Annotated in this window: 13 protein-coding genes; 2 read left to right on the top strand and 11 right to left on the bottom strand. The window is 69.2% G+C overall.

Going from position 1 to position 11,611, the window contains the following annotated elements; all coding sequences use genetic code 11:
• Positions 1 to 122: 122 nt before the first annotated feature.
• Positions 123 to 326, bottom strand: a complete 204-nt coding sequence (locus ACFZBP_RS40190) for a hypothetical protein (protein WP_030048901.1) — start codon at positions 324 to 326, stop codon at positions 123 to 125.
• 383 nt (positions 327 to 709) lie between these two features.
• Complete coding sequence (locus ACFZBP_RS40185; protein WP_383454150.1) at positions 710 to 991, bottom strand: acylphosphatase; 282 nt, start codon at positions 989 to 991, stop codon at positions 710 to 712.
• A 152-nt stretch (positions 992 to 1,143) separates the two neighbouring features.
• Here ACFZBP_RS40185 and ACFZBP_RS40180 point away from each other — a divergent pair, with 152 nt between their 5' ends.
• Positions 1,144 to 2,292, top strand: coding sequence for a CAP domain-containing protein (locus ACFZBP_RS40180; RefSeq protein ID WP_391420887.1), 1,149 nt, complete (start codon positions 1,144 to 1,146; stop codon positions 2,290 to 2,292).
• A gap of 12 nt (positions 2,293 to 2,304) precedes the next feature.
• Here the strand turns inward: ACFZBP_RS40180 and ACFZBP_RS40175 are convergent, their stop codons facing one another.
• A complete protein-coding gene (locus tag ACFZBP_RS40175) occupies positions 2,305 to 2,661 on the bottom strand; it encodes a hypothetical protein (protein ID WP_383454156.1) in 357 nt (118 codons plus the stop codon).
• Positions 2,662 to 2,813: 152 nt separating this feature from the next.
• Between ACFZBP_RS40175 and ACFZBP_RS40170 the strand changes: the two genes are divergently transcribed.
• Positions 2,814 to 3,215: a winged helix-turn-helix transcriptional regulator gene (locus tag ACFZBP_RS40170; protein WP_391420886.1), complete on the top strand. Its 402-nt coding sequence runs from the start codon at positions 2,814 to 2,816 to the stop codon at positions 3,213 to 3,215.
• Here the strand turns inward: ACFZBP_RS40170 and mutM are convergent.
• From mutM to ACFZBP_RS40130, 8 genes are all read right to left on the bottom strand, one after another.
• Positions 3,188 to 4,048 carry a bifunctional DNA-formamidopyrimidine glycosylase/DNA-(apurinic or apyrimidinic site) lyase gene (gene mutM / locus ACFZBP_RS40165; protein WP_391420885.1) on the bottom strand — a complete coding sequence of 287 codons (861 nt, stop codon included), beginning with the start codon at positions 4,046 to 4,048 and terminating at the stop codon, positions 3,188 to 3,190. The two genes, ACFZBP_RS40170 and mutM, sit on opposite strands and share 28 nt — an antisense overlap.
• Before the next feature lie 82 nt (positions 4,049 to 4,130).
• Complete coding sequence (rnc, locus tag ACFZBP_RS40160) at positions 4,131 to 4,985, bottom strand: ribonuclease III (protein ID WP_383454163.1); 855 nt, start codon at positions 4,983 to 4,985, stop codon at positions 4,131 to 4,133.
• Between the two features lie 7 nt (positions 4,986 to 4,992).
• Complete coding sequence (rpmF, locus tag ACFZBP_RS40155; protein ID WP_015657589.1) at positions 4,993 to 5,166, bottom strand: 50S ribosomal protein L32; 174 nt, start codon at positions 5,164 to 5,166, stop codon at positions 4,993 to 4,995.
• Between the two features lie 2 nt (positions 5,167 to 5,168).
• Positions 5,169 to 5,816 (bottom strand): YceD family protein, encoded by a 648-nt coding sequence (locus tag ACFZBP_RS40150; protein WP_383454167.1) that lies wholly within the window; start codon positions 5,814 to 5,816, stop codon positions 5,169 to 5,171.
• A gap of 138 nt (positions 5,817 to 5,954) precedes the next feature.
• Entirely contained in the window at positions 5,955 to 7,037 is a 1,083-nt protein-coding gene (locus ACFZBP_RS40145) for an ATP synthase F0 subunit B (protein ID WP_383454169.1), read from the bottom strand.
• Between the two features lie 58 nt (positions 7,038 to 7,095).
• Entirely contained in the window at positions 7,096 to 7,575 is a 480-nt protein-coding gene (coaD, locus tag ACFZBP_RS40140) for a pantetheine-phosphate adenylyltransferase (RefSeq protein ID WP_370269177.1), read from the bottom strand.
• Between the two features lie 26 nt (positions 7,576 to 7,601).
• Positions 7,602 to 8,261 (bottom strand): 16S rRNA (guanine(966)-N(2))-methyltransferase RsmD, encoded by a 660-nt coding sequence (gene rsmD / locus ACFZBP_RS40135; protein ID WP_391420932.1) that lies wholly within the window; start codon positions 8,259 to 8,261, stop codon positions 7,602 to 7,604.
• A gap of 34 nt (positions 8,262 to 8,295) precedes the next feature.
• The gene (locus ACFZBP_RS40130) at positions 8,296 to 11,526 is read right to left on the bottom strand and encodes a helicase-related protein (RefSeq protein ID WP_391420884.1); all 3,231 of its coding nucleotides are present in this window, start codon (positions 11,524 to 11,526) and stop codon (positions 8,296 to 8,298) included.
• Positions 11,527 to 11,611: the final 85 nt, after the last annotated feature.

Below are 11,611 nucleotides of genomic sequence, written 5' to 3'. Positions count from 1 at the left end.
AGGGACGCCGAAGCGTCCCTTGCAACTTCTGACGGCTGACTTTCCAGTCGTCTGACAACTACCTAGCGGTGGGATACGGGCTGCCCAACCACTGCCTGTGCTGTCGTGGAGCGATGCAGTGATCAGGTGAGCGCAGGCTCCGCCTGGTGTGCGTCGATGCTCTCCATGATCCTGTCGTGAGAAGCGGCAGCCGTCAGCGCGTCGTTCTCCGCCTGGATCCGACCGAGCTCGGATTCCAGGTCCTGTACGCGCTGCTGGAGCCGTCGCATCTCGGCGAGGAGTCGAGGGTCGGAGCCGCCGACGTAACCGAGAAGCGCCTTTGCCATGATGGATGGTCCTCCACAATGAGTGACCGACCGAAGCGGTGTGGGTCGTGAGGGATTCGCACCCGCGGTTGCTTGGCAGGCCTGAAGTTGTGCTGCCGTTCAGCCACGCCAAACAGCGAAGGTGCGCGGGGCTTTCAGCGTCTCACCAAAAAGTTTGACGGTCAACACGATCACGCCCCGTATTGGCGGGCGAACCCGGTGGCGCACGGCCGGAAAGCGGCTGCGCGGCGACTCCTGCGGGGCCCTCGGTGCGTGGCGATCATCCTTGAGTGCGGAGCCTGCCACCCCACGCGCTTCTTGGCAACCACCTGCCCATTTCTGCTCGGGGCAGTTGCCGGTGGCAGGTCCCTCCGCTTGCGCCAGGGCCGATTTACAGAAACGGCTCAGCGGATGGCGAAGCCGTCGTAACCCCCACGAGGTGTGTCCCAGATCTCGGTGACACCGTCCACACGCCCGGGCGTGTCGTCGCCCTCCAGCCAACCGAGGAGCCCTTCACAGCCTTCTCGCGGCCCCTCCGCGACCACCTGGACCCGGCCGTCGGCCAAATTGAGAGCAAAACCACTCAGGCCGCCGATCTCGAGGGCCTTGGCCCGCGTGAACCAGCGGAAACCCACACCTTGGACGCGTCCACGCACCCAGGCGACCAGCCGTACATCCTCGCTCATGACTGCAACCTAACGGGCCAATGTCTCTCCGGGCACTTCCTCCCCGGGCGCTATGGGGTACCGTCCCCACCCAATGAATCCCATATGAAACTCACACGATCGAGTGAGTTCTGTGGGGATCTTGAGACTGCAGGGACGAGGAAGGCCAGGACATGGGACGCCACCGACGCACCGCCGCCGGCCGCGCCGCCACGGGCCGCGCCACGGGGGTCACACACACGGACGGCTCCTTCACGGAGGGCCACGACCCGCTGGACTCGTACGGCGGCGACCGCCCGACGATGGGCATCGCGCCCTATCTGAACCCGGAGGCGTACGCCGAGGCCTACGCGAAGAGCGACGCCTACCTGTTCGCCTCGGACGACGACTACGACCGGATCACCGGGACCACCACGTTCCCGGACGCCGAGACGGCCGCGTTCCGCAGTGACGGCTTCACGCCCAGCGGCGGTTCCCGGCGCCCCGGGGGCGGCTCGCACCGCCGGCGCAAGAAGAAGGTTGTGGCGCCGGTGAAGACCGGGCTGCTCGGCGTCTCCGCGGCGGTCGCCCTCGGCACGGTCGCGGTCGCCACGGGCGTGGTGCCCGGCATCGACAACTACCAGCTCGGCGGCGGCAACGGCGCGGACAAGGTGCAGGCCGCCGACACCCCGACCAACGCCCCCACCGAGCAGGGCGGCACGTCCGGCGACGCCGACAGCCAGGACAACGGCTCCTCGACCAGCCGGGACGCCGAACGGCCCACCTCGCCGACCCCGTCGACGTCGTCGGCCGCGCCGACGAAGACCCCGTCGAAGAAGCCGTCGGCCACGCCCAGCCAGAAGCCGAAGGAGACTCCTTCCCGTACGGCCACGAAGGCGCCGGAGAAGGAGAAGGAGAAGGAGTCCCAGCGCGAGCAGACCGGCGCCCCGGTGGAGATGTCGGCCCAGGCCGCCGCCGCGGCCGAGGTGCTCCAGCTGGTCAACCAGGAGCGCGCCCAGGTCGGCTGCAGCGCGGTCGCCGCCAACAGCTCGCTCACGGACCTGGCCCAGGACTTCAGCGAGGACATGGCCGCGCGGGGCTTCTTCGACCACACCGACCCGAGCGGGGCGTCCCCGTGGGACCGGGCCGCGAAGGCCGGCATCACCGACCTCGGCGGCGAGAACATAGCCCGCGGCCAGGCCGACGCCGCCTCGGTGATGGACGCCTGGATGAACAGCCCGGGCCACAAGGCCAACATCCTGAACTGCGACTTCAAGACCCTGGGGGTCGGCGTGCACTTCGGGGCCGGCGGGCCCTGGTGGACGCAGGACTTCGGGTACTGACGGTACGGACGGTCAGTCCTCGGCGAGGCCCAGCGGGCGCAGGGCCGATCTGTAGTCGCCGGTGGTGACGAGGTGGTCGATGACCTGGGCCATGGCGGGGATGCCCGGGTCCCGGACGATCAGACTGTCCCAGCCGTAGAAGTACCGGCCGCCGAGGCACTCCTCGGTTCCCTGCCGGCTGTCCATCAGGCGGCGCGCCGCGTCGAGGGTGACCACGGTCCCGGACCAGCGCTGCCCGTCGGCGAACGTCACCCACATGTCGACGTCGCAGACCTCGTCGAGGTCCTCCCCCTCGCCCGCGACGAAGCAGATCTCGTATCCGTCCCTGCGCACCCGGTAGAACGGGCCGTCCCACACACCTACCCCCAAGGCGCCGTCCCCTCGGCGGCCGGCTCGGTGGGCAGGCTACTGCGAGGACGGTGCCTTGAGCGCGTGGTTTTCGGCGTGCTCGTGGCCCGACTGAACTAACCAGAAGTTAGCGCAAACCTTTTGCCAGCGCTGCACTGGAGTACGCTTCAGTCATGGACATCACGCAGGAACGCACGGAGGCGCAGGACCTCCCCTACAACGCGTTCGCCAAGGCCTGTCCCTCGCGGGGCACGCTGGAGCACGTGACGGGCCGCTGGGGCGGACTCACGCTCGGCGCCCTGTACGAGGGCTCGCTGCGCTTCAACGAGCTGCGCCGCCGGGTCGACGGCGTCAGCGAGAAGATGCTGTCCCAGACGCTGCACGCCCTGGAGCGGGACGGCCTGGTGCACCGCGAGGCGCAGCCGACCAATCCACCGCGGGTCGACTACGAACTGACGCCGCTCGGACGCGGCGTCGCCGAGCGGCTGCTGAACCTCATCCACTTCGTGGAGGGACAGATGGACGATGTGCTCGACGCACGCCGACGCTACGACGAGACGCGCGGCACCCTCTGACACTTCGGGCAGAAGTAGCTGGACCGGTTCATCCAGGGCCGCCGGCGCATCGGCGTACCGCACCGCTTGCACGGCAGTCCCTCACGGCCGTACGCGTCGAGCGACCGGTCGAAGTAGCCCGACTCGCCGTTGACGTTGACATACAGGCTGTCGAAGCTCGTGCCGCCCACGGCGAGGGCCGCGTTCATCACGTCCCTTACGTGGCCGAGGAGTTCGAGGCTGCGCGGGCGGGTGAAGGTCGCGGTCGGGCGGTCGTAGTGGAGGCGGGTGCGCCACAGGGCCTCGTCCGCGTAGATGTTGCCGACACCGCTGATCAACGACTGGTCCAGCAGGGCCCGTTTGATGGTGGTGCGCTTGCGGCGCAGGGCCTGGTGGAAGGCCTCGTCGTCGAAGAGCGGGTCCAGGGGGTCGCGGGCGATGTGCGCGATGACGTCGGGCAGTCCGTCCGCTGTGTTGTCGTGCAACGACAGCCCGCCGAAGGTGCGTTGGTCGACGAACCGCAGCTCGGTACCGAGCGCGTCCGCGAACCGCACCCGGATCCTGAGGTGCTTCTCGTCGGGGGCCTCCTGCGGCTGGACCAGCAGCTGGCCGCTCATGCCGAGGTGGGCCAGGATCGACTGGTGCGAGTCCTCCAGCGGCAGCCACAGGTACTTGCCGCGGCGGCTCGGCGTGCCGATCCGGTGCCCCTTGAGGCGGTGCGCGAAGTCGTCGGCGCCGGCGATGTGCCGCCGCACGGCACGCGGGTGCAGCACCTCGGCGTCGGCGACGGTGCGATGCGCGACCCACCGCTCCAGACCGCGCCGTACGACCTCGACCTCGGGCAACTCGGGCATGGGCTCCCCCGTCCACCTGCGTGTGAAGGGACCGAGCGCCCGCCCCACGGCGGGGTGCGGGCGCTCGGATCGCTCTGTTCGGTCAGGCGGAGGCCGACGGCGCGTCGGCGTCGGGCTCAGCGATGTCCGGCTCGGCGGCATCCGCTGCCGCCTTCGCCTTCCTGGCGCGCTCGTCCGCCGCGGCCCGGATGGACCGCCACGCGGACTCGGCGGCCTGCTGCTCCGCCTCCTTCTTGCTGCGGCCGGTGCCGGTGCCGTACGAGACGCCTCCGACGCGGGCGGCAGCAGTGAAGGTCTTCTCGTGGTCGGGGCCGGTCTCCGTGACCAGGTACTCGGGGACGCCGAGGCCTTCGGTCGCGGTGAGCTCCTGGAGGGACGTCTTCCAGTCCAGGCCGGCTCCGAGGTTCGAGGACTTCTCGATCAGCGGGTCGAACAGGCGGTGCACCAGCTCCGCCGCCGAGTCCAGGCCCTGGTCGAGATAGACCGCGCCGATCACCGCTTCCAGGGTGTCGGCGAGGATCGATGCCTTGTCCCGGCCGCCCGTGCCCTCTTCGCCCCGGCCGAGCCGGATGAAGGAGCCCAGGTCGAGCCCACGGCCGACCTCCGCCAGCGCACGCGAGTTGACCACCGCGGCCCGCAACTTGGCCAGCTGGCCTTCGGGCAGGTCGGGGTGGGTGCGGTACAGCGTGTCCGTGACAACGAGGCCGAGGACGGAGTCCCCGAGGAACTCCAGGCGCTCGTTGGTGGGCAGGCCGCCGTTCTCGTACGCGTACGACCGGTGGGTCAGCGCACGCACCAGAAGGGCGGACTCGAGCTTGTACCCGAGCCGCCCTTCCAACAGCGTGTGGGACGAGGCCTGGTTGTCCGCCTTCTTACGGGCGTGTGGGTCCGCCGTGGCGTCTTCCGCCTTCTTGGCAGTGGACACAGTGCCTCTCACCAGCCGCTCAGACCTCGAGGACCTGGCGCTTGTTGTAGGTGCCGCAAGACGGGCACGCGATGTGCTGCTGCTTGGGCTCGTGGCAGCGCTCGCACGCAACCAGGGGGGTGACCGCAGCCTTCCACTGCGACCGGCGGTGGCGCGTGTTGCTGCGCGACATCTTCCGCTTCGGAACAGCCACGGCTACTTCTCCTGCTTCTCGTCGACGCCCGCTTCCGCGTCAGCGCCGCTCATCTCGTCCTTCTCGCCGTCTTCGAGTGAACCGGCGAGTCCCTGCAATGCCGCCCAACGGATGTCGACGGCGTCATGGTGGTGGTCCGGGTCGTCCGCAAGGCGCGCACCGCACTCGGCGCACAGTCCTGGGCAGTCTTCCTGGCACACCGGCTGCATCGGCAGTGCGAGCACCACCGCATCACGCAGCACGGGTTCGAGGTCGAACAGGCCGTCCTCGAGAAAGAGCCTGTCCTCGTCGTCCTCGGCGTCGTCGCCGGGTTCCGCGCTGTGATGGCGGCCCCGGTCGTCGGCGTCAGGGTACGAGAACATCTCCTGGAATTCCGCTTCGACGTCGAGCTGAAGCGGCTCCAGACACCTTACGCACTCCCCCTCGGCCTGTGCACGGGCGGTGCCTGTGACAAGCACCCCTTCCATGACCGACTCGAGCCGGAGTTCGAGCTCCACCGGGGCGCCTTCCGGCACTCCGACGACCCCCTGGATACCGAAGTCCTTGGGGGCGTCGATCTCGCGGGTCAGGCGCTGCAGCGCACCGGGCCGCCGACCCAGCTCGTGCGTGTCGAACACGAGAGGGTTGCGGTGGTCGAGGCGGGCTGTCACGCCATTCCTGCTTTCGATCTGCTGAGCTCAGGGGGTACTGCCCTTCGGTGTTACCCGGGCAGCGTTGATCGCGGACGTACACGCGACCGAAGAGCCAGGATACTGGACCTTTCGCTCACGGCCCAATCCGGCTGTCTCCTACTGCCCTCGCCCCTGCTCGTAGGCCCGCAGCTGCTCCGCGCTGATCATGCTGGTGTCGAAGAGGCTGGTCTCGTCGAGCGCGTAACCCTGGTTGCCCTGCGCGGTCTGCTGCGGGACCTGGTGCTGCTCCTGGCCGGGGTCGTAGGCGGCCTGCTGGGGGGCGTAGCCCTGGTAGGCGTAGGGGTCGGCCTGCTGGTAGCCGTACGGGTCCTGCTGGCCGCCGTACTGCTGCTGGTAGCCGTAGGGATCCGCGGTCTGCTGCTGGTAGCCGTACGCCGGCTGCGCGGTCTGCGGGTCGTACTGCGGCTGGGGCGGTACGGCAGCCGCGGGCTGCTCGGCGGGGGCCGCCGGGGCGTCCTGCTCCGCGAGGGCGGCGAGGTCGGCGAGGTAGTCGGCGTCGCTGGAGTGCTGGACGGTGCCGGTGTCGTCGGCGAGGGCGCCGAGGTCGTCGGTGGCGATCCGGCCGTGCAGCTTCTGCCGACCGCGGCCGACGGCCTCCAGGGTCTTGGCCAGGACCGCCTCGAAGGCGCCGAGCTTCACGTCGACGTATTCGTCGGCGCTGCGGCGCAGGGTCTCCGGGTCGTGGCTGCGCTCGGGGGCGTCCTCGTCCTCGTAGCCGTTCTCGTCGGTGCCGGGGCCGGTACCGAGGAGCTTCTCGCGGCCGCGGCCGACGGAGCCGAGGGTCTTGGTGAGGACGACCTCGAAGTTGGCGAGCTTGGAGTCGACGTAGTCGTCGGCCTCCGCGCGGACGTCCTCGGCCTCCTTGCGGGCCTCGGCGAGGATGCGGTCGGCCTCGGCCTGGGAGCGGCGGGCGACCTCGGTGTCGGAGATCAGGGAGCCGCGCTCGGCGTGCGCGCCCTGGATGATCCGCTCGGCCTCCTGGCGGGCCTGCTCGACCATCTGCTCACGGCCGCCGATCAGCTCCTGGGCCTGGGCGAGGGAACCGGGCAGGGCCGCACGGACCTCTTCCAGCATCGAGAGCAGTTCGGCGCGGTTGACCACGCACGAGGCCGACATGGGCATCGACCGGGCACCTGAGACCGACGCGACGATCTCGTCGAGCTTCTTCTGCACGTCCACCGTGTGCTCGCCACTCTCTACAGCTGTGATGGAGACGGACGGGACGACTGTAGCCCCATCAGTCCTGGCGCAGGCGCTTGTTGAGCGCCTCCAGCACCACCGGCGGCACGAGGTGGGAGACGTCGCCGCCCCAGGTCGCCACTTCCTTGACCAGGGAGGAGGACAGGAAGCTGTAGGTGGGGTTGGTCGGGACGAAGAGGGTCTCCACGCCCGACAGGCCGTTGTTCATCTGGGCCATCTGCAGCTCGTAGTCGAAGTCGCTGACCGCGCGCAGGCCCTTCACGATGGCCGGGATGTCGCGCTGCTTGCAGAAGTCGACGAGGAGGCCGTGGAAGGCCTCGATGCGGACATTGCCGTACTCGGCCGTGACCTGGCGGATCAGGTCGAGTCGCTCGTCGACCTCGAACAGGCCCTTCTTGGCCTTGTTGATCATGACGGCGACGTAGACCTCGTCATACAGCCTGGAGGCGCGGGAAATGATGTCGAGGTGTCCGTTGGTGATCGGGTCGAACGACCCGGGACAGACGGCGCGGCGCACTGCTGATCCCTCGCTCTCGGGTCCGGTCATCGTGCGTCTTCGCACGTGGAGGCGGCGCGACCGTACCAAAACGTTCCCTCGCCGTAACGACGGGCCCGGATCGCTTCGAAACCGTCCGGCCACCGGAATTCGCCGCCTCTGGTGCTGCGCTCCACGGTGACGAGTGCCTCCGGCGCGAGCCAGCCCCCTGAGCGGAGTGTGAGCAGGATCTCGCGAAGATCGTGATCTGTGACTCGGTACGGGGGGTCCAGGAAGACGAGGTCGTACGGCTCGGTCGGCGCCGGGGTCTGGATGATCTGTTCGGCTTTGCCCGACCTCACCTCGGCGCCGGGGAGGCCCAGGTTCTTGACGTTCTCGCGGACGGTGCGTGCCGCTCGCGCGTCGGCCTCGACCAGGAGGGTGTGGCTCGCGCCGCGGGACAGGGCTTCGAGGCCGACTGCGCCCGAGCCCGCGTAGAGGTCGAGGACGCGTTCGCCGTCCAGGGGGCCGCCCAGGAGGGACTGCCAGGTGGAGAAGAGACCTTCGCGTGCGCGGTCGGAGGTGGGGCGGGTTCCCGTGCCGGGGGGCACGGCCAGGCGACGTCCGCCGGCCGCGCCGGCGATCACGCGGGTCATCTTTGGTCCTTGGTTGTGGACGGCTTTAGGTTCAGTGTGGCTGGTCGCGCCCGCGCGGCGGTAGCCGCATATGGATTACAGCCCCGCGCCCCTTGGGGATTCTCCCTCACCCCTTTTCCAAGTACTGCTCCCTTTCGTCGTCCAGGAGGGCGTCCAGGGCCGTGCGTAGGCCGGGGAGCTGCTCCAGCTCCGGGTCCGCCGCCACCAGGGCCGCTGCCTCGTCCCTCGCCTCCGCGATGATCTCCTCGTCCTCAATGACGGCGAGGACCCGCAGAGAGGTACGGGCGCCGGACTGGGCCTGGCCCAGGACATCGCCCTCGCGGCGTTGTTCGAGGTCGATGCGGGACAGCTCGAAGCCGTCCAGAGTCGACGCCACCGCGTTCAGGCGCTGGCGGGCCGCGCTGGCTTCCGGCATCTCGGTGACCAGGAGGCACAGGCCGGGCGCGGAGCCTCGGCCCACGCGGCCGCGCAGCTGGTGGAGCTGGGAGACGCCGAAGCGGTCGGCGTCCATGATGACCATGGCGGTGGCGTTCGGGACGTTCACGCCGACCTCGATGACGGTCGTGGCGACCAGGACGTCGGTGTCCCCCGCGGCGAAGCGGCGCATGACCGCGTCCTTGTCGTCGGGGTGCATACGGCCGTGCAGCACCTCGACGCGCAGTCCCTGCAGGGGGCCCTTGGCCAGCTGATCGGCCACCTCGAGGACGGCGAGGGGCGGGCGCTTCTCGGCCTCGTCCTCGGGGGACTTCTTCTTGCCGGCCTTCTTGGGGTCGTCCTCCTCGTCGCCGATGCGGGGGCAGACGACGTACGCCTGATGGCCGTTACCGACCTCTTCGCGCACCCGCTCCCAGGCGCGGGCGAGGAAGTGGGGCTTGTCGGCGGCCGGGACGACATGGGAGGCGATGGGTGAGCGACCGGCGGGCAGCTGGTCGAGGACCGAGGTCTCCAGGTCGCCGAAGACGGTCATGGCGACCGTGCGCGGGATGGGGGTCGCTGTCATGACGAGCAGATGCGGGGGCTGTTTGCCCTTGCCGCGCAGGGCGTCGCGCTGCTCCACGCCGAAGCGGTGCTGTTCGTCGACGACGACCAGGCCAAGGTCGTGGAACTGCACCTTGTCCTCGATCAGCGCGTGCGTGCCGATCACGATCCCGGCCTCACCGGTGACCAGGTCGAGCAGGGCCTGGCGGCGGGCTGCCGCGCCCATGGAGCCGGTCAGCAGCACCACCTTGGTGGCCTGCTCGGCGCCGCCCAGCATGCCGCCCTCGGCCAGCTCCCCCATCATCTCGACGATCGAGCGGTGATGCTGCTGGGCGAGGACCTCGGTGGGCGCGAGCATGGCGGCCTGACCGCCCGCGTCGACGACGGCGAGCATGGCGCGCAGGGCCACCATCGTGTTGTGGGTCACCGTGAAGTGATCCGTGACGTAGGCGTGGCTGGGGTGGCCGACGCTGATGCATTGAACCGGCTTCCGCCCCACGGGCTCCACAGCCCGGATGCCGCGGCGGAAAGTGTTGTACTTCGGGCGGGGGCGTACGCGGTCGGCTTTACGGCTGAGCCGGAACGGGGGGTAGCCGTCGGGCAACGCCACCGAGACGTTGAAAGCGGCCTTCTTGGGCAGAACGCGCGCCCTGCCGCCCAGGGAGCGCACGAGCCAGGCCACGTCGTCCGCCAACGTCAGCGAGGCCGAGCACAGGGAGATGCTCATTCCGTTTTGATCAACTGTGCCGTGGGTGTCCATGAGCCCCTGCAGGAGAGCGAGGCGATTCTTGATCGACGCGTTCTTGAATTCGGCGGGAATGAACTTGTCATGTGACGTCAGTCCCCAAAGGCCCAGGTCACGCAGGGTCTGGATGATCGGGTTACGAACTCCGCCCGAACGTCGGGCCAGCTGGATCGTGTAGTCGCACCGCGAGCCGGTGACAGGGCGCAGGTGACATTCCGGAGCCACCGACGCCGCCAAGGCATCACGGATCTCGTCGTCCACAGTGGAGAACCGCAGGTCGTGCCGGAACGAGCCGTCACCCAGCAGGAGCCCGAACAGGTAGGGATCCAGAGGGGGCCCGCCGTCGTCGCCGAGGTCCACAGGGCTCGCCGCCGGGATGTACCACTTCGACGATCCGTCGGCCTCGAGCAGGTCGTGTCGGATTTCCCGGGTGGTCAGCACTTTGGGGGGTTGACCACGATCCCAGCCGCAACTCGTTCCGACCACCCAGAGGTGTTCGTCATCGCATTCCACCGAACTTCCGTCGGAGAGCACGATGCGCCACACATCTCGCTCGCCTTGTGGAAAGACCCCGTCGATCAGAGCGATCTCTCCTGCGGGCACGACGACTTCGTCACCCACCCTCAGGTCACCCATCCGCCGGAAACCGCGAGGTGTGAGCACGAGCGAGTCCAGTGGCTGTGCCTTCCCTGAACCCACCTCTCCCTGGAGCAGGCGGTGCATCGGGTGCTCGGTGGCCAGGTCGTCGAAGATCTCCTTCGAGACCTTCTGCTGGCCCTCGGTGAGGGTGAAGGGGAGCCGGTCGTCGAAGGACGTCAGGAGGCCGTCCGGCCTGGGTCTGCGGGCCACCGCCGGGAGTTGGGCGTCGGCGTGGCGGCGGCGGGCCAGGGCCACCTGGAGGACGAAGGCCTCGTCCCACTTGAGGCGGGATCGGGCGTCCTCGATGTCGGCCTTGGTGTGCGGGCGGTGGATCTTGAGGAGGGCCTCGGGGAGGGTGACCAGGCCGCGGCCCGCGCGGAGGGTGTCCGGGAGGGGGTCGACGGCTTCCTGGGCGCTGGGCAGGACCGTCTGGAGGGCCTTGCCGATCTTCCAGGACTCCAGTTTGGCGGTGGCGGGGTAGATCGGGATGAGCGCGCCGGCCCAGGTCTCGACCGTCTCCGCGGCCTCGTCGTCGGCGCCGCGGAGCAACTCGTACGCCGGGTGTGCCAGTTGCAGTCGGCGGTTGAAGACGGAGACCTTGCCGGCGAACATCGCCCGGGTGCCCGGCAGAAGCTCCTTGTGGGGCTTGTGAACGCCGTTGCCGAAGAAGACCAGTTGGATGCGGCCGCTGCCGTCAGTGATCGTGACCTCGAGACGCTGGCCCTTGCCGCGGGGGGCCCTGGAGGAGGCGAAGGTGTGCAGGCGGGCGTCGGCGACCATGGCGACCACCGTGACGTGCTCGTCCATGGGGAGGTCGGCCAGGTGGGTGAGCTGGCCGCGCTCCTCGTATCTGCGCGGGTAGTGGTGCAGAAGGTCGCCGACGGTGTGCAGGCCGAGGTGCTCGGCCATCACCTTGGCGGTGGGAGGGCCGAGCACTTTCTTGAGTGGTTCTTCCAGTGCGGGCACGAGATCCATTCCACACCACGGCACTGACAATGCCGTAGAGGTCGCGGCGCCCGTCCCGGTAAACGTCCCGGAAACCCCTGGTCAGACGTTTGGT

Source organism: Streptomyces sp. NPDC008086, from assembly GCF_042957325.1.
Lineage (GTDB): Bacteria > Actinomycetota > Actinomycetes > Streptomycetales > Streptomycetaceae > Streptomyces.
This window is presented reverse-complemented; position numbering and strand designations above follow the sequence as displayed.